The sequence below is a fragment of the Maribacter caenipelagi genome (assembly GCF_004364175.1).
GTDB lineage: Bacteria > Bacteroidota > Bacteroidia > Flavobacteriales > Flavobacteriaceae > Maribacter > Maribacter caenipelagi.
The window spans coordinates 210,985-230,374 of record NZ_SNZW01000011.1 but is presented as its reverse complement, the minus strand read 5'-3'; the positions used below and the strand labels follow the sequence as shown (position 1 = coordinate 230,374).

The following is a 19,390-nucleotide window of genomic DNA, read 5'->3' as shown; positions in this document are numbered from 1 at the left end:
GATGAATTGTAATGTGATAAATAGATAAAGACTAACTCGCTTTCTCTTTAAAGCCCGCAATCATTCCGTATTTCTTTTTCTTGTATTGTTCCGTAATTAAACCAAATAGATAATTCTTCATGGCAAAACCGATAATTCCTAAAACTGAAAGTACACCTACTGCCACTTCTAAATTAAAAATGTAATAAAAGATGGAAAATATAATAATAGGAACAACTAATACAGGAAGCATTACTAGAAATTGAGTGGCACTTGCACCTTGCATATTACCGAACGGACTCTGATCTAATTCAATCCTTTTCTTGTTGAAAGAACCGAAATATAAAATGACCGGTATATTTACTCCTAAATTATATAAGGCACAGCCAAAATTGATTGCCAAGGCATCCCAACCAAAGTAAACATAAGGTATAGTCAATAAAAACATAGCCACTATACTCACCGTAATTAAAGAAACTTTAGACTCCAAATACTTGCGCATGGGTATATTTTGCGACATCATCATACTATAGTAACTACTATCCCAAGCGGGAATAAACTGACCGAAATTACTTAAGAAAATACCAGTCATAAATATGCCGACAAAAGCTTTCATAGGCATCATACTACTATATATATCTTGGGTGTAAAACACTAAGCCGTAAAAAACAAATAGCAAGGAAATATATACTTGAGACTTGGTTCTTTTATTACGCCATATCATTTTAAGATCAAGTTGTAAGAAAGAGCCCATTTCACCAAAACGTTTCGTCCAAGCTAAATCTGAGGTATTTGCCTCTACCGATTTCGCTTTGAGTTTTGCATCTAGGTAAATTTTATCTTTTAAATATGTATAGTTTATATAATACATGAGCAAGGCTAGAGCAACGGGTATCAATACTGCTATGGGATATGCATAAAGTGCATGAAAAACGGGCGCAAAAAATTCCTTAATAGAAAACACCCCAAAATAATCTAATCCATAGCCCAAAACGAGTAAGCTTACAATAGCAATAAGAACCTTGTCATTTTTATTGACCAAAAGGTTTATATAATTAATACTAAGAACAATTGCCTTTATTGCAACAACCCATAATAATACATTCAATACAGGGTAATCATTGAATAAAAGAACAATAGCGAAGGGAACAATAAAAAATAAGGTCAATAAATTATAAATAGATGCCGCAGATCTACCTAATATATAATGTGCTATGGTACTTTTCTTCACCGGTGTGGTCAAAAAAGGCTTAATGTCCATTACCGGTAGTTTTTGCATAAAATACCTGAGCATTAATTCCATTAGAATCCAGTAAATAAAATATTGACTAACGATCCATATTGGGTTTTGATCTGGGAAAATTTTGCGCAGTAGAAAGTACATACCCCCACCAGATACGGCAAGCGATATCAACATATAAACCGCAAAAAAACCCATTACTATTTTTATCCCTAAACTTTTACCAAGGTTAGAAGACCTAAAAAAAGATTTCCATTGTAAGGAAGCAAAGCGTTTAAACATTCGGTTGGTTTTAGTATTTGGAATATAAGTAAGAAAAATCTTGAGTTTGTTACAAACAATTATAAAATTATCTAATCTCTTTGTTTATACCTTAATATATAATTGGTGAAAATCAACCATTCATAACCTCCCGCTTCTTCATCAAAAACTCCCGCTCCAATTTATTCGAAGTTTCCAGCAGTGCTTTATCCAAAAATGAAATTGCCAAATCTTTCTCACCTTTTTTCAGATAATATTCCGCAAAACAACCATAATATAGATAGCCCCTTTGACCAAGTTCAGCAACATCAATGCTTTTTAGTATTTGATATGTTTTCGCTAAATCGTTTAGTTGAAGACAAACTGTTGCATGATTTAACAATGTAAACATGTTAGGTTCAAACATATGCAACTGTTCATACCAATAAGAAATCTTTCTCCAGTTGGTATCTTTAAATGTTTTTGCATTTAAATGTTCAGAGGCTATAGCAGCTTCTTAATGATACACCGAACTATCATCGTAATCCATGGCTTTGTGCATTGCGCTATTCCCCATTTTTATCAGTGGAAAATACCATTTGGTACGGTTTTGGTTTTTCAAATTAACCAATTGATTATTAGACGAAATTTTACTTTCCAGTCGTGACATATGAAAACACAGCAATGCAAAAAGCACATATAAACTGCCACTTCTAAATTGTTCCTTTTTTAAAAGTAATTGACAAAGGCGAATAGCTTCGCCACACAAATCTTCCTTAATCAATTTGTCTTGATTGGTAGAATGAAACCCCTCATTAAATGTCAAATAAATGACTTTCATGACCCGCTCCATACGATTATGAATTGCTTCTGGATTTGGGTACTGAAACTGAATATCCCTTTCTATAATTGTTTTCTTTGCCCGAGTCAGTCGTTTGGAAATAGTTTCTTCCTTGGTCAACAATGCCGCAGCTATTTCTTTAATGCTAAAACCTGAAATTGTTTTAAGTGCAAAGGCTATTTGTTCGCTAGGGTTTAAACTTGGGTGACATGCAACGAAAATCATTCGTAATTGACTATCGGCTACTTCATGGTCTAAAAAAAGTTCATCAATCTGTAGCGAAGATGCACCTGTGTTAATAGCAAGATTTCTATTCTTTTCGGCTTGTATACTTCTTAGAATATCAATTGTTCTGTTTTTGGCAACCCTATTCAGCCAAGCTTCTGGATTATCGGGAATTTGGGTTCGCCATTGAGAAGTTGCTTTAATAAAGGTATCCTGTACCGCATCTTCAATAGTTTCTATATGAGATAAGCCGAAAAAACGGATTAAAATAGCGACCATCTTCCCGTAATGATGTCTAAAAAGATGGTCTACTACTTTATGTTCCATATATTATTGTTGGTCAAATACCATTACTTCCCTAATTTCTACGGTGCCATCTAAATCGTAATCCGGGTAATCTCCTGCAATTTTTACAACGGCATCGGCATTCTCTGCTTGTACAATATAGTACCCTCCAATTAATTCTTTACCTTCAATCAACGGGGCATCGGTTACGGTACGGTTAGGTCCAGATACTCTTTTTACATTTGGAACCAATGCATCACCAGCTTTTACGATACCTTGTTTTTGCATTTTTTCGTTCCAAGCGAACCATTTTCCCATACGTTCTTGCAACTGCTCTGGCGATAAACCTAATTCTTGGTAATCTGCACCAATGAAAATCATCATAAAATCTTTCATAATTTAATCGTTTTAATTTTTACATAGAACTCGCTCTAAGTTCTTTTTGTTTACCTCATGACGTAACCGAAATCAAATTAGGGACAATTTTCATATGTTTTTTTTCAAAAAAGATAAATTAAGGATTATTTAAACTGAAATAACTTCTGTTACCATCCTCCACTACCACTAATATTTAATAATAGCTTGACAGTTCGAATTGAGCAACCACTATAAATTAATTTTTGTAGCTCTTTTTGCTCTTGTGGTTACTGTTACGGCACGAGTTAAAAACTCACGCTAGGTTTTACTTATATTATTGGCAGTATGGGGTTTAATAATATTCCTCTATCTAGTATGGAGCCTCTTGCAAACGAGCACCAGTGTAGATATTATATTAATTTATTAAACCTGTACTTTCTTGGCACAGCACTCGTCAAAGACCTGCGCTAGCGGGGGCTATTCGGAGATAGAAATATCAATCAGCTCCAGTTCCGATAAAAGAAATATAATTCCAATCAACAGCGAAAACATGCCAAATAAGAGTAGCTTAAAATTAACCGTCGCACCATAAAATTTTAACTCATCCTTTAGATTTTTAGACAAATCGTCATCAAACTCTTTATCATATTTTGTTTTTTTTAGTGAAAAATAAATCATTATCAACCCCAAAATCAGTAAACCAATAGCTTTGAAAAATTTCATAATTAGGATTTAACTATTTTAGTATTTAAAAATAACCTACTCTAAGTTTTTTTTATTTACCCAATGAGGATACCAAAATCAAATTAGGGACATTTTTTAGAACTTTTTTTCAAAAAAGATAAATTAAGGATTATTTAATGTGAGAAAAACGCTGTAAAAGCCATTGACCGTTAGACTTTTTTGACAAATGTCATATGATATCGCAAAAGCATGCTTAATTTTGTAAATCGATTTAAAGAAACGAACATATGTCGCATTTTCACCCATTAACGGTAAAACATATCAAGAAATTAACGCCAACCTCTGTTGCCGTTACGTTTTCAATTCCGAAAGAATTGGCACAGACTTTCACCTTTACGGCGGGTCAGTATATCACCATTAAAAAAGAGATTAAGGGAAAAGAACTTAGAAGAGCATACTCCATTAGTTCATCACCTGAAAAAGATGGCATTACCATCGGCATCAAAAAAGTAGATAATGGCGGATTCTCCAATTACGCCAACTCAGAATTAAAGGTAGGCGATACCTTAGAGGTAATGGAACCAGAAGGTCGTTTCGTATTCAATACGACCAAAGAAGTACAGAACATTGCCGCTTTTGCTGCAGGTAGCGGTATTACACCAATTATGAGTATCGTAAAATCGGTTTTGGATAGTAACCCTAAGAACAAATTTGTTTTGGTTTACGGTAACAAATCTTACGAAGAGACCATGTTCTATACCGATTTAGTAAAATTAGAACTAGAATATGCCAATCGGTTTTTTGTGTACTTCACCAATAGCCAAACCCGTGAAGACAAGGCTTTATTTGGTAGAATAGACACCTCAACGGTAAATTATGCCTTGTTGAACAAGCATAAGGATGTTGATTTCGACGGATATTATTTATGCGGACCAGAAGAGATGATCCGTTTGGTTCAAGATACTTTAATCGAGAATGAAGTAGAAAAGGATAAAATCCATTTCGAGCTTTTTACGCCTACTGAAATAAAAGAGGAATTACCTATACAAGCAGATGGTCAAACTGCGGTTACCGTTCTTGTTGACGATGAGGAATTTCAGTTTACGATGGACAAGAAAACCATGATACTCGATGCTGTTTTAAAGGAAAATATTGATGCACCTTATTCTTGCCAAGGCGGAGTATGCAGTAGCTGTATTGCCAAGGTAACAGAAGGAAAAGCTGAAATGGTTATGAACCAAATTTTGACCGATAAAGAAATCGCAGACGGATTTATTCTAACCTGCCAAGCACACCCAACTACACCTACTATTAAGGTAGATTATGATGATGTGTAAGCCCCTGAGGCAAAACTAAATCTTAAAGAACGTCATTGCGAGGTACGAAGCAATCTAACCAATAGGCACATCTATTCAGCAGATTACTACACTTCATTCGTAATGACGTTTTTTCTTTTCCATATGTTTATTCATTAAAAGCTAAAATATATTCGATTGAGTCATCCCAATTTGGGCGTTGAAATATCTTTGATAACATTTTCAATTCTCATTAGATATGACCATCGAAATCATTGGTGTATTTATCATCATCGCGGCTGTAATAATATTGTTTGCGTTTGAGATTTTTCCGATGGATAAAATATCCTTCTGTATTATTGCTGCCTTATTATTGACAGGACTCGTTTCACCAGAAGAGGCAGTCAGCGGATTTTCTAACAAAGCGGTCATCACTATTTTATGCTTGATGATTTTAGCAATCGGCTTAGAAGAAAATGGTGCTATAACCTACTTAGCAAAGGGATTAAAAATCTTAAAGAACTGGCCCGTAGTTTTAGCAACTGTTGCTATAATGCTTATTGCTGGTAGTATTTCTGCCTTTGTCAGTTCTACTGCCGTAGTCATCGTATTTATAAAAATTGTTGCAGAACTACGAGAAAAGTATCAGCTGCCTCCGGGTAAATTATTATTGCCCATTTCTTTCGCCAGTATTTTAGGCGGCAGTTGTACCTTAATGGGAACTTCAACCAACTTATTGGTCAGTAATATCGCTGCTAGATACACAGGCGAAAAACTCGGTTTTTTTGAATTTTCGCTCATGGGAGGCACTTTTTTGGTCATTTCTATAGGTATAATTGCTCTTTTCTATCGGTTTTTACCAAAAAACACAGGTGAGCTTTCTGATAATTATGACCTTGATCGTTATCTTTTGACATTAACGGTTGAGGAAGAATCACCATTAGTTGACAAGCCCATAGGGGAAAGTTTTATGTTCAAGGAAACTGATATTACCGTACTTCGCTTAACCCGCTATGGTTACGACCAAAATTTATTGAATCACGATTTGTTGATTAAACCAAATGATGTAATTCTGTTGCATTGCAGCCTAGAAAACCTTCAAAAAATGCGAGGTGAAGGCTATTTTGAGTTAGAACAGGAAGAAAAAGACCATTTTACATCCACAAAAACTACTCAAATTAAAAAAGTAGCAGATTCCGATAAAAAGGATAAGGAGGACTCTGAAAATACAGATGAAAATCTACTACTGGAATTATTGCTTTTACCAGGCTCCCGCTTTTTAGGTAAAAATTTGACAGAATTAAAAACCATGTTGATTCCAAGAGCTATTCCGCTTGCGGTCAATAAACGAAAGAAGCTACGCATTCTTCGAAACCGATTACATCAAAGTAACCATGAATTTACCAAACTACATGTTGGTGACCGACTATTAATACAAACAAAGCCCGAATACGTTTCAAACTTTGAAAACAGTAATAATCTAGCGGTGCTTAATCAATATGAAGGGCGTACACCGGCTACTCCGTTTAAAAGAAATCTATCGATTCTAATTCTTATTGCCACGATTACCATGGCAGCAACGGGAGTTTTTGAGGTTATGACCAGTGTAATTACAGGAACTTTAGCAATGCTTCTATTTAAGTGTGTAGAGCTAAATCGCATTTATGAAAAGATAAACTGGCAAATTATATTCTTATTAGCAGGTATGATACCGTTAGGTATTGCGATGAGTAATGCCAAGGCAGACACTTGGATTACGGAAGAATTATTAGCTTTAATGTCAGGTCAGCAACCTTTATTTATTATAGGATTGTTGTTTTTAACTACCATGATTTTAAGTAGTGTAGTATCTAACAACGCTACAGCTATTATCATGGCCCCAATAGGTATTTCACTTGCCAGCGGATTAAATCTTGACCCTAAACCATTTATTCTTTGTGTGATGTTCGCAGCAAATTTTAGCTTCTTTACTCCGTTAGGCTATCAAACAAACGCCCTTATTTACAGCATGGGAATCTATAAGTTTAAACACTTTCTTGTAATTGGCGGAGTAATATCATTGGTATTATGGATAGTTGGTACCTTGCTTTTAAGTGCCATGCTATAGCTAACTGAATTATTCTGAAAAGACCTCTTTGAATTTTCTGACTGCAGCTTCATAACCAATGGCATAGGCTTTTTCAATTCCTCGTCTATCCAACAAACCAATATGTTCCAGCTCTTTTGATTCTAGAATAAGATGACAGTTGTTGATTTTTTGTCTGTTTATGGCGTAAATCATCAATCCTGTTACTCTGCCTGTCAATTGAAAAGAATTGTTCAAATGTTTTTTCTCTAATTGAGAAACCACTGAAACATTACTACCTATTACATACTCTACCCTAGACAAAACCGGCTCTGAAGGAAAATTATTCATGATTCCGCCATCGGCATATAATTCACCATTATACTCTACCGGACTAAAAACGGGTGGTAATGCGGCAGAAGCCAATAAGGGTTTAATCAGTTCTCCTTTATCAATAAAAAGCTCTTCGCCTTTTTGCAAATTAGTAGCGACTACGTGAAGCTCTCTATTTAAAGCCTCAAAACTATCATCTGGAAAATACTGTTTAAAGGAAGATATATAACTCTCGCTATTCAATAAACCGGGTTTGGCAACAGCAAAGTAATTGTATTTAAAAAGCGGAGTTTCCTTAAAAAACTTGAGCATGTCAACAACAGGTTTATCTGCCGCGTACAACGCACCTACCAAAGCACCAATACTGCTTCCGGATACCACCTTTGCCTCAAGACCAAATTCTTGCATTGCCTTTATAACACCAATATGTGCCATGCCTCTTATGCCCCCACCTGAAAGCACTAAACCTATGGACTTAGAACCTAATTGCATCTATCTAGAATTAATTTCAAAAAAAATGCCGAGCCAATATTATTATTCGCTCGGCATAAAATTAATCATTAATGCGGACTATGAATCCAATCCGAAGGCATAATAATTTTTTGTGCCATCTTCATAAATTCCTTCTAACATCACTCCGCCTTTTTTGTTTTCTAAAATAGTAGCAACATCATCAACATCCTTTACGTGTTTACCATCAATATGCGTAATAATAAAACCTGCCCGCATTTGTGTTTCACTCTTAATCTTACCAGGATATAATTTGGTTACTTGAACTCCGCCATCCAATCCGAACTTTTTGGCGATTTCTTTATTTACATTCTCAAAATCGGCACCTAAAAGGTTAAAAACTTCTTTTTCTTCCTTTTTGATTATGTTGGTTCCACCTTGAGAATTATGAAGTTCTACTTCCAATTCTTTTTCTTTACCATTTCTATTGATAATAATAGCAACTTTGTCACCAGGTCTTTTACCGGCAATAATTTCTTGAAGTCTAGGTGACGTAGCGGTTTCTTTTCCATTTACACTAACGATAATATCGCCAGATTCCATCCCCGCCAAGTCAGCGCCACTTTCTTCACCAACTTGCTCTACCCAAACACCTTTGGTAAAGTCAACATCTTTTTCTTTGGCAAGGTTACTATCCATAGTTCTAATGGTTACACCTAACATACCGCGTTGTACATTTCCGAATTTTAGTAAATCTTCAACTACTTTGGTAACAATATTACTTGGCACTGCAAATCCGTATCCGGTGTAAGTACCAGTTGTACTGGCAATGGCTGTGTTGATTCCCACCAAATTACCATCAAGATTAACCAACGCTCCCCCACTATTACCTGGATTTATGGCCGCATCGGTCTGTATAAAACTTTCTACCGCAAACTTATCTGAGTTAATATGTATACTTCTTGCCTTTGCACTTACGATACCTGCAGTAACCGTAGAGTTCAAACCCAACGGATTACCAACTGCCAATACCCATTCGCCAACTTCAACATCATCGGAATTTACCAAAGACATCGTTTTTAAGTTATCTGCCTTTATCTGTAATAATGCTAAATCTGTAGTTGGGTCAGTACCAATAACTGTCGCCTTGTACGATTGGTTGTTGTATAAAGTAACCTCAACCTCATCTGCATTATCGATAACGTGGTTATTCGTTACAATGTAACCTTTGTCATTAATGATAACACCCGAACCTGTACCTACCCTAGGTCTAGATGAAGAACCTTGTGGAGATTGCCCCTTAAACATATCGCCAAAAAACTCTTTGAAAGGGTCTGGCAATTCGCGTGCACCTTGATTTTGATAAGATGACCCTGTTTGGGTCGATTTAATATGTACAACGGCATCTAAAACTTTTTCAGAGGTTTCGGTAAAATCTAAAGGCTTAATGTTACCTTCATTATCCTTCGTGTATAAAGCTTGTGCTCCAGGAACAGATTCTACTACGGTTACTCCGCTAGATACTTTTACCTCTTGTTTGTTAAAATGTAGTACCCCGTAACTTACTGCAAGGGCAATAACCGCTGAAAAGAAGTAGACCTTCCAAGCGCTTCTGGTTTTTGTGTCTGATTTCATATGTATATTATTTTTATGATTCTTCTGATGTCCAAGCAGCAATAGCTATACCATGTATATACCTGTCAATGCTAAAAAAAAATTAAAACTTGTTGAAATTTTAAGGGATTTTTTAGACTAAGCGGTCTGTAACCTTAAAATTACATGAGAATAAGCATATAAATTATGCAGATTATCAGATTTTATAACTTGTTTATAGGCTAATGCCCAAGATATTACCAAAAACGATTTGGTAAAACAAACTGCATAGTCTAAAACTGACAATTTGACTTAAAGTAAGGCAATACTTATCTTTTATTAATACAATTTATGTATTGTTAAAAAACCTTTGTCATATTTTTACGTAAGTTTAACAACGAGAAAGAAAATTAAATTGAATTCACAAGGTACTACTGCTATACTGGTATTTGCCAATTCCGCTAAGGAAGATTTGGTCAATAAGCGTATTGCCAAAGGTGAACGTTTATTCAGTGAGCTAACAAAAAGCACACTCCAAAAAGCTAAGAACTCCGGTTTACCCGTTTTTCATATTTCTGATGATGATCAAATAGGATCGAGTTTTGGGCAACGATTTACCAATGCCATAGCTTCTGTATTCAATAATGGTTTTACAAGTATTATTGCCATAGGTAACGATACTCCGCATTTAAAAACCCAACAACTTAAACTTGCGGCCGAGCAATTGGCAAAGGGTAAGACCGTAATTGGTCCGTCAAAAGATGGTGGATTTTACCTATTAGGGTTACAGAAATCTAATTTTAATGTTGCAGAATTTCAAAATTTACCTTGGCAACGCTTCAGCTTATACCATCAAATTTCATTGTGGTTACATGCAGAATCGTCTGAATTAATAAAATTACCTGTTTTACAGGATTTGGATAACGAAAGAGATTTACAATCCATATTATCGTTTTCAGAAGGCCTATCACCAACCCTGTTTTTGTTGATAGCACAACTAATAAAAAGAAAAAGAGGTTTATACTATACTAACCAGAACTTCTCATCTTCATACCCAAACAGTTTTCCTTTCAACAAAGGCTCTCCTGCAGTTTCATTTATCTAGATCCCCCTTTATCCAATAGTTGGATAAGTGAAACCTCAGTCCAAAGCTAAATATGAAACACTTATTACTGGTGTTGACGTTGTTTATTATGAACATAGTCAATGCTCAAGAAACAATTACAGGTACCGTTACTGATACCTATGGAAATACCATACCGTACGTAAACATTGTATTATCCGGTACTTTGACCGGATCTACCACCAATGTAGATGGTATATATACTATAAATGCCCCTGATCTTTCAGGTGCTATTGAATTTTCCGTATTAGGATATGAAACACAAGTAATATCAATTAATAATCGAAACACAATCAATGTTACTCTAAACGACTCTTCTGAAATATTGGATGAAGTGGTACTGACCGCATTAGGCTTAAAGCGGGAAACAAAAGAATTAGGCTATGTTGTACAAAGCTTAGACGCAAAAGGAGTTACCGAAGTAAAATCTGTTAATTTTCTTGATAACCTATCGGGTAAGCTTGCTGGTGTTACTATAAACCAAGGTGCTACCGGAGTAGGGTCTTCCTCTAAAATTACCATTCGTGGTGAAGCTTCTTTCTCTAATAATAATCCATTGTTTATTGTGGACGGCGTTCCAATCAATAATAATTCGGTCTTCAATTTTACCAATGAAGCCGCTGCCGGATTTCAAGAAATAGATTTTGGAAACGGTGCCATGGAGGTAAATCCAGATGATATTGCTGAAGTTTCTGTTTTAAAAGGACCAAGTGCAGCCGCCCTTTACGGTACTAGAGCATCTAACGGAGTTATCATTATTGAAACCAAAAGCGGAAAAAATTCAAAAGGATTAGGCGTTAGTTACAATACCAGCTTTTTTGTGGATTCAGCGTTTCAATTACCCGATTTTCAGAATGAATACGGACAAGGAAATTCTGGTGAGTTTGCTTTTGTGGACGGATTAGGTGGTGGAACAAATGATTTGATTACCTATAGTTGGGGACCACGTTTAGATGTTGGCAATTTAATTCCTCAGTATGATAGTCCGGTTACCTTGCCAGATGGTACGGTAGTACGTGGTGGAGACACTGCTCTTTATAACGGTATAGCCATTACTCCCACGGAATTCAAATCAAACCCAGACAACCTTAAGAATTTCTACGAAACGGGTACTACATTTATTAATAACATTGCAATATCTAACGGATTTGATACAGGTAGTTACCGTCTCTCCTTTACAGATTTACGAAGCGAATCTATAATACCGGGTGTTGACCTAGACCGCCAAACGATTAGCGCACGACTAAATTTTCAACCGATTGATAAATTACGCATCAATTCATCCATTAGTTATATCAATTCCGGATCGGACAATAGACCCTCTAACGGTTATGGTTCAGAGAATGCAAACTATTCTTTGGTTGCTTGGGGACCACGCTCGCTGAACATTGAGAATCTAAAAAATTACTGGCAACCAGGCTTAGAGGGTATACAACAATACTCGTACAACTATACCTTTTTTGATAATCCGTATTTCATTCTTAATGAAAACAGAAATTCGTTCAATAGAGATCGTATTTTCGGTAATATTTCGGCAAGCTATGATATTTCAGATCATATAACAGCGTCTATCCGTACCGGAATGGATTATTCTAGTGAACTACGCCAATTGCGCAGAGCCTATAGCTCTAACAGGTTTGCAAATGGTGGCTATGCAGAACACGATGTTTTTTATAGAGAAGTAAATACAGATTTTCTTATAAATTATACCAATAGGTTTAATAATTTTAAAGTCGATGTTTCTTTAGGTGTAAACCGATTGGACCAAAAAGCGTTTACCTCACAATCACAGACCACGAGTTTGGCACAACCGGGTATTTTTAGATTATCGAATGCAGCCTCGCCCATAGAAGTTTTTGAATTTGAATCGAACAAAAGAATAAACAGTATATATGGTCTGGCCAAGTTGGGCTATAAAGATTACTTGTTTTTAGATATTACAGGTAGAAATGATTGGTCTAGTGCATTGGCAACTCCGTTTTCTGTAGATAATACCTCTTTCTTTTATCCATCTGTCTCTAGTAGCTTTATTTTATCCAACACGGTGAATTTACCTCAGGTTATTTCCTTCGCAAAACTTAGAGCAAGTTGGGCACAAGTAGGTAATGACACTGATCCCTATCAAACTACAGGAGCTTTTGTAGCACAAACTCCTTTTAATGGGCAACCAACATTTAGTAATTCAAATACCATTGCGAATGCAGATCTGCAGCCTGAGCAAACATCTTCTTTTGAAGTTGGTGCTGATATTCGTTTTTTTAACGATCAACTACGGTTAGATGTTTCTTATTACAATGCTTTAACTAAAGATCAAATTATTTCATTGCCAATAGGTATTTCATCTGGGTATACGCAACAGGTCGTAAATGGCGGAGAGGTTCGTTCAAAAGGACTAGAAATTATATTAGGAATTTCCCCCGTAATAAATCAGGATTTTAAATGGAACAGCACCTTAAATTTTAGCACCAATAGAGCTACTGTAGAAAGTCTACCACAAGAAGAAGGTCGATTAACATTGGCATACTCTAGAATTTACGACAGCCAAAACCAAACGGTATTTTTACAGGCGGAAGAAGGCGGTCGCGTTGGTGATTTGTACGGTACCGGATATCTAAAGAATGAAAATGGTGATTTTATCTTAACGGATGAGGGCAGATACATACCCGATAACGAACTGCAAAAATTAGGAAATTACAATCCCGATTTTATGTTGGGATTCAACAATCAATTCAATTATAAAAATTGGAATATGGGTTTCCTTTTCGATTGGCGACAAGGTGGTATCATAGTTTCTAGAACAAGGGCATTAGGTAATGTTGGTGGTCAGTTAGCAGAAACGGCTTTTAGACCAGAAGGGGGAATTGTACCGGAAGGCGTTGTAAATACAGGCACTACTGATAATCCTGTATATACACCAAATACCCTTGCTGTAACGGCAGAAAGTTATTACCGCCAATTTTATGACAGAAACCATGAGGAAAACAATACCTATGACGCTTCCTTTTTGAAGCTACGTCAAGTATCCGTTGGTTATACGTTTGATAATCTTAGTCTGTTTAACCAAGATGCTACGTTGAGTTTATCATTGATAGGAAAGAACTTATTTGCTATAACAGAGAATCCACATTTTGACCCCGAGCAATTGGCAGTACAAGGGCAAGGCTTTATTAGCGGTGTTGAAGATATGTCATATGCCACAACAAGAAGTATAGGTTTTAAAGCCGGATTTAATTTTTAAGAAAGAAAAGATGAAACATATATATAGCATTTTAATCTTATTGTTGGTCATTGGCTGTACAAAAGATTTTGAGGAAATTAATACAAACACCAACGATCCCGTTACCGTACAACCTAGTCTTTTGTTAAGACAGGTAATTTATGACTATGGGGAACAAATGTCATATGAAGGTTTTACTGCAGGAAATCTTTTAGGTCAATATAGCACAGCACTAGATTTTAATCTTTTTGATCGTCACGATTTAAAATCTCCGCAATTAGGTGGAAACCCATGGCCTATATTCTATCAGAATTTACGCGACAATGAAATTATTTTGAATTTATCTCAAGAGAATACTGCATATACCGTTTATGAAGGCCCAGCAAGAATTATGAAAGCGTGTATGGCAGCTGGTTTAACAGATTTATTCGGTGATGTTCCATATTCAAAAGCATTTCAAGGAGATACAGAAACTGTTACTCCGTCCTATGACACACAGGAGTCAATTTATATGGATGCAGGAGGAATATTTGACAATCTTGATAAAGGAATTTTAGCCATTCAGAATTATTCAGGTACCATAGCTTTAGAGGGAGACATTCTCTTTAATGGTGATTTAGACGGATGGATACGTTTTGCAAATTCCTTGAAAATTAAATATCTAATGCGAGTTTCCGATAAGGTTGAAGTGGCACCGCAATTACAAACCTTGGTTGCCGAAGGCAATTTTATAGATGAAAACAGTAAAAACGCCATTTTCAACTTTACCGATGGCGAACCAAATAGTTTTAGGTTGGCACAACTTAGAGTAGGTGATTTTAATAATTATGTGCTTTCTGAAACGATGGATGATATTTTGACCAATTTAAACGACCCACGTTTTGCACGCTTATACCAACCTTTTGCCAATAGCACTGATGGCGGTTATAACGGACTATTAAATGGAATCGATGCTTCTGCGGGAGTATCGTTAGCTGATTACTCTTTATTGGGCACTATTTTCAGAGAGAATACAGGGCTATTAGACGCAAATTTCATGACAAGTATGGAAACTCACTTTTTGTTAGCAGAAGCCACTCAAAAAGGACTTATTTCCGCCGACACGGAAACCCTTTACAATACCGGAGTAACACACGCTTTTGAATATTGGCAGGTAGCACTTCCTGATGATTATCTAACAGCTGATGCTGCGTTGACCAACGGGGATCCTTTAGAAAATATCATCACACAAAAATGGATCGCAAATTCCATAAACGGCTATGAAGGTTGGATAGAGTATAGAAGAACAGGTTTTCCGGAATTGAAAACAATTTCAGCTAGTTTGAACAATGATTTGATTCCGGTACGTATGCCCTATCCTGCTGAGGAAGAAGCTTTAAATAATGCCAATTATACCGAAGCTTCAAACAACACTGACGGCAATAGTATAAATGTTGCAGTTTGGTGGGATGAGTAAAGGAGTTAGGAGTTAGGAGTTAGGAGTTAGGAGTTAGGAGTTAGGAATAAAAATAAATTTATGACTGAAGTACAAATTTGGCAATGGGGATTAGTGATAGCATCAAGTTTGGTGTTGTTTTTCCTTTCCCCGTGGGCAAAAGATACCAATCAGTTTTTTAAGGCTGTCCAAAAAAAGAAAGCCCCAAACACTTTTATGTTGATGGGTAGTTTGATTATCTCTTGGATATTCGCCAAAAGCATCACCAATGCCGCAAATTTAGGATTGGACTTCGGTATTGTTGGTGGCGTGGCATATGCAGGATATTACCTATCCTTTGCTGTGGCAGGCGTTGTAATTTATAAGATGAGACTACATGGCAAATACACCAGTATTCATCATTTCTTATCTTCTAAATTTGGTAAATCTGCAGTTACCATATTTTCAATTCTCATCGCTTTCCGTTTGTTCAATGAAGTCTGGAGCAATACCATGGTTATTGGCTCATACTTTGGTGATATGGGTACAAGCCCGTATTACTGGTCCATTTTAGTATTTACCGGACTCACATTATCGTATGTTCTAAAAGGAGGTATGAGCAGCTCAATTTTTACCGATGTTGTCCAAATGGGATTATTTTCTGTTCTTTTAGCGGTAATATTGTTCACTATTTTCGGAAATGACAATGCAATAGATACTACAGAAGTACTTAATTCTGGGGTTTGGTCTTTTGAAACCGGACTAAATTTATTGTTTGCTGCCTTGCTACAATCCTTCAGTTATCCCTTTCATGACCCGGTATTAACAGACAGGGGTTTTATCAGTAGTCCCAAGGTTACATTAAAGAGTTTTTTATGGGCAAGTGTTCTTGGTGCTACTTGTATCATTTTATTTAGCATTATTGGTGTTTATGCCCAATCTCAAGGCATGCAGGGTCAAGCAGCTGTTCAAGTTGGTAAGGCTTTTGGAACATTGTTTTTACTGGTCATCAACTTCATCATGATCACATCCGCAGCATCCACATTAGATTCTACATTTTCATCATTTTCAAAATTACTGGCACTTGATCTAAACCTGGGAAACACTTTAAAATTTGGTCGTTGGTCTATGGTGGTAATCGCTGTTTTGGGTACCGTGCCAGTTTTTTTAGATGCCGAAATTCTATCGGCAACGACCATTAGTGGAACTATGGTCATCGGTTTAACTCCAGTTTTTCTTTTTTGGAAAGACAATGCATCAAAAGTGAGCTTTCACCTGAGTGTTTTTATAGGATTACTTTTTGGTTTCCTTTTAATATTTAACTGGTTTCCAGATGATTTAATATTTACAACTGGTAAGTATGCCAATTTACTTTGGATTAATTTTTGGGGCATTTTATGTTGCCTATTCGTTTATATAATACCTACATGGATAAAGAAATAAAACATATTGGTACCAAATGCGGAAAGCTGTTGCTTTTCGGTGGTGTGTATAGTAATCTACAAGCTTTAGAAAAATTGATTTCTATTGCTGAAGAAGAGGGAATTAAACCCGAAAACTGTATTAGTACCGGTGATATTACCGGTTATTGTGCACAACCTGAAGAAACCGTACAACTATTTCAAAAATGGGGAGCGTTGGGCATAGCAGGCAATGTAGAATTACAATTAGCAAGCGATAGCGAAGATTGTGGATGCGATTTTAAAAGCGGAAGCCGTTGCGACGATTTTTCAAAAATGTGGTTTCCATATACTAAAGGTCGTTTATCCAAAGAATCTTTAGATTCTATGAAAAACATTCCTGAATACATAAGCTTTGATTATGGCAATAAGAAAGTAACAGTAGTCCATGGAAACTATGGTAACACTTCAGAATTCATATTTAAATCTAACGCCACTGAAAGTAAAGAACGTTGTTTTCAAGAGACTAAAAGTGATATCATTATTGCGGGGCATTGTGGCTTGCCATTTCATCAAACTATAAAAGAAAAGGTGTGGCTTAATCCTGGAGTTATTGGTATGCCGGCAAATGATGGCACACCTAGGGTCTGGTATATGATGTTAGATATTATAAATGGCGAAGTAATTTATACTCATCATTCTTTTGAATACGATGCCGAAACCGCACAAAAATTAATGTACAAAAACCATTTACCCGAAGCATACGGCGATACGCTTACCTCTGGTATTTGGGACAATATGGAAATACTTCCTGAACTGGAAAAAATGGGTCAGGGAATTCCGATTTATTTTAATCAAGAACAAAAAAATACAATACAAACTAAAACTCAGAAAAAGATGGCAAATACGTATTACGACCCAGCAGATTTACGAAAATTCGGAAAAATTACAGAGTGGAGCGAAGAGCTTGGAACCAAATTTTTCGATTATTATGGTAAGGTTTTCGAAGAAGGTGCACTAAGTGCTAGAGAGAAATCTCTAATTGCATTAGCAGTTTCGCATGTGGTAAAGTGTCCGTATTGTATTGATGCATATACCAAAGACGGATTACAAAAGGGAATAACAAAAGAAGAAATGATGGAGGCTGTACATGTTGGGGCTGCAATTGAAAGTGGAGCAACATTGGTTCATGGTGTACAAATGATGAATAAGTATAATAAATTGTCAATGTAAATTTCGTTGTTGGTTGTTCGTTGATGGTTGTTCGTAACAGCCTTCTTCAACAATCAATACAGTGAAATTAAAGCTGGTTTAAAAAATATTGCAAATAGAATATTCAATATGAATATCCATGTAAAAAAAAGAAATTAAATGTTGTGAAGTTAGAGTTTAATGCATTTGTACAAAATGCCAACAACGAACAACGAACAACGAACAACTAAAAAATGGCTACAAAATCATTAAAAGCAAAAGGAAACGATTTAGCAGTTTCCAATAAGCAGTTAGAAATATTGAACGGAGGCATATTTGCTGATGGAGAGCTTCCTTACTTTAAAGATAAAATTTCCGAAATAGGTCATTTTCCTTTGCGTCCTAAAAAGCTAGAGATCTTGCAAATTAATGTCGGTTACATGTGTAACCAAGTTTGTGAGCATTGCCATGTAGATGCTGGTCCGGATCGTAAGGAAATTATGACCCGTGAAACGATGAAACAGTGTTTAGATGTCATTAAAAATACAGGAGCACATACATTAGATTTAACTGGTGGAGCACCAGAAATGAATCCTGATTTTGAGTGGTTTGTTGAGGAAGCGGCAAAAGCAGGAATTAAAGACTTTATCGTTCGTTCTAACCTTACTATCATTAGAGCCAATAAAAAATATCACCATTTACCAGATTTCTTTAAAAAACATAACGTTCATGTAATCTCATCAATGCCACACTACACGCGTGGTAAAACCGATAAGCAAAGAGGTGACGGAGTTTTCGATAAATCGATTAAAGCATTACAAGAATTAAACGAAAGAGGTTACGGTATGCCTGGTAGCAATCTAAGATTGGATTTAGTATATAATCCATCAGGAGCGTATTTACCAGGTGATCAAGCCGCAATGGAAAAAGATTTCAAAAAAGCGCTTAAAGAAGATTTTGATATTCAATTTCACAATCTTTTTGCCATTACCAATTTACCTATTGCGCGATTCTTGGACTATTTGATAGCATCTGAGAATTATGAAGATTATATGTATGCGCTGGTAGAGGCATATAATCCGTCTGCAGTGGCAAACGTTATGTGTACCAATACCATTTCCATTAGTTGGGACGGTTGGTTATATGATTGTGATTTTAACCAAATGCTAGATTTGAAAGTAGCTAGTAAGGTGAAACATATTAAAGATTATAACGAAGATTTGTTGAACGATAGAAACATCATCATCTCACAGCATTGTTATGGCTGCACGGCAGGTGCCGGTAGTAGCTGCCAGGGTACTGTTGCGTAATGCAATTAAGGATGAATTTTAACAACCGTTTGATGTAAACTATCAAACGGTTTTTTTTTCTAGAATACTACATTCTACTCTAAATCAACTAATTATTTCGATTTCAAAACTGACCACTTAGTTTGTTAACAGCTACAAAAAGAGTGTT

15 protein-coding genes and 1 pseudogene are annotated in these 19,390 nt (G+C 36.0%); 9 read left to right on the top strand and 7 right to left on the bottom strand.

All coding sequences use genetic code 11. The features are described from left to right. Positions 1 to 31 precede the first annotated feature (31 nt). The 5 genes from DFQ03_RS01780 to DFQ03_RS01765 all read right to left on the bottom strand — a co-directional run bounded on the left by DFQ03_RS01780 (position 32) and on the right by DFQ03_RS01765 (position 3,890). Positions 32 to 1,501: a DUF5687 family protein gene (locus tag DFQ03_RS01780; RefSeq protein WP_133671315.1), complete on the bottom strand. Its 1,470-nt coding sequence runs from the start codon at positions 1,499 to 1,501 to the stop codon at positions 32 to 34. Positions 1,502 to 1,613: 112 nt separating this feature from the next. After that, positions 1,614 to 1,886, bottom strand: a complete 273-nt coding sequence (locus tag DFQ03_RS18970) for a hypothetical protein (protein ID WP_243834392.1) — start codon at positions 1,884 to 1,886, stop codon at positions 1,614 to 1,616. Between the two features lie 90 nt (positions 1,887 to 1,976). Next, a complete protein-coding gene (locus DFQ03_RS01775) occupies positions 1,977 to 2,852 on the bottom strand; it encodes an RNA polymerase sigma factor (protein ID WP_243834391.1) in 876 nt (291 codons plus the stop codon). Between the two features lie 3 nt (positions 2,853 to 2,855). Further along, the gene (locus tag DFQ03_RS01770) at positions 2,856 to 3,206 is read right to left on the bottom strand and encodes a YciI family protein (RefSeq protein ID WP_133671314.1); all 351 of its coding nucleotides are present in this window, start codon (positions 3,204 to 3,206) and stop codon (positions 2,856 to 2,858) included. A gap of 438 nt (positions 3,207 to 3,644) precedes the next feature. Then, positions 3,645 to 3,890, bottom strand: coding sequence for a hypothetical protein (locus tag DFQ03_RS01765; RefSeq protein WP_133671313.1), 246 nt, complete (start codon positions 3,888 to 3,890; stop codon positions 3,645 to 3,647). A gap of 248 nt (positions 3,891 to 4,138) precedes the next feature. Here DFQ03_RS01765 and DFQ03_RS01760 point away from each other — a divergent pair, with 248 nt between their 5' ends. Together DFQ03_RS01760 and DFQ03_RS01755 are read left to right on the top strand one after the other, a co-directional pair. After that, complete coding sequence (locus DFQ03_RS01760) at positions 4,139 to 5,188, top strand: ferredoxin--NADP reductase (RefSeq protein WP_133671312.1); 1,050 nt, start codon at positions 4,139 to 4,141, stop codon at positions 5,186 to 5,188. 217 nt (positions 5,189 to 5,405) lie between these two features. Continuing rightward, a complete protein-coding gene (locus DFQ03_RS01755; protein ID WP_133671311.1) occupies positions 5,406 to 7,253 on the top strand; it encodes an SLC13 family permease in 1,848 nt (615 codons plus the stop codon). Between the two features lie 9 nt (positions 7,254 to 7,262). Here the strand turns inward: DFQ03_RS01755 and DFQ03_RS01750 are convergent, their stop codons facing one another. Both DFQ03_RS01750 and DFQ03_RS01745 read right to left on the bottom strand, forming a co-directional pair. Then, complete coding sequence (locus tag DFQ03_RS01750; RefSeq protein WP_133671310.1) at positions 7,263 to 8,036, bottom strand: patatin-like phospholipase family protein; 774 nt, start codon at positions 8,034 to 8,036, stop codon at positions 7,263 to 7,265. Between the two features lie 78 nt (positions 8,037 to 8,114). Beyond that, positions 8,115 to 9,629, bottom strand: a complete 1,515-nt coding sequence (locus DFQ03_RS01745) for a Do family serine endopeptidase (RefSeq protein WP_133671309.1) — start codon at positions 9,627 to 9,629, stop codon at positions 8,115 to 8,117. Between the two features lie 373 nt (positions 9,630 to 10,002). Between DFQ03_RS01745 and DFQ03_RS01740 the strand changes: the two genes are divergently transcribed. From DFQ03_RS01740 to arsS, 7 genes and pseudogenes are all read left to right on the top strand, one after another. Beyond that, positions 10,003 to 10,692: a TIGR04282 family arsenosugar biosynthesis glycosyltransferase gene (locus tag DFQ03_RS01740; RefSeq protein ID WP_208295880.1), complete on the top strand. Its 690-nt coding sequence runs from the start codon at positions 10,003 to 10,005 to the stop codon at positions 10,690 to 10,692. A gap of 52 nt (positions 10,693 to 10,744) precedes the next feature. Beyond that, positions 10,745 to 13,948, top strand: coding sequence for a SusC/RagA family TonB-linked outer membrane protein (locus DFQ03_RS01735; RefSeq protein ID WP_133671307.1), 3,204 nt, complete (start codon positions 10,745 to 10,747; stop codon positions 13,946 to 13,948). Between the two features lie 10 nt (positions 13,949 to 13,958). After that, entirely contained in the window at positions 13,959 to 15,383 is a 1,425-nt protein-coding gene (locus DFQ03_RS01730; protein WP_133671306.1) for a SusD/RagB family nutrient-binding outer membrane lipoprotein, read from the top strand. A 60-nt stretch (positions 15,384 to 15,443) separates the two neighbouring features. Further along, positions 15,444 to 16,784, top strand: a complete 1,341-nt coding sequence (locus DFQ03_RS01725; protein WP_133671305.1) for an SLC5/6 family protein — start codon at positions 15,444 to 15,446, stop codon at positions 16,782 to 16,784. Further along, a pseudogene (locus DFQ03_RS01720) lies at positions 16,739 to 17,398 on the top strand (metallophosphoesterase family protein); the annotation flags it as partial. The gene DFQ03_RS01725 and the pseudogene DFQ03_RS01720, both read left to right, overlap by 46 nt. Positions 17,399 to 17,638: 240 nt before the next feature. Continuing rightward, positions 17,639 to 17,974, top strand: coding sequence for an arsenosugar biosynthesis-associated peroxidase-like protein (locus tag DFQ03_RS01715; protein ID WP_081819435.1), 336 nt, complete (start codon positions 17,639 to 17,641; stop codon positions 17,972 to 17,974). Between the two features lie 212 nt (positions 17,975 to 18,186). Continuing rightward, positions 18,187 to 19,242, top strand: a complete 1,056-nt coding sequence (gene arsS / locus DFQ03_RS01710; RefSeq protein WP_133671304.1) for an arsenosugar biosynthesis radical SAM (seleno)protein ArsS — start codon at positions 18,187 to 18,189, stop codon at positions 19,240 to 19,242. The last annotated feature ends 148 nt before the right edge of the window (positions 19,243 to 19,390 follow it).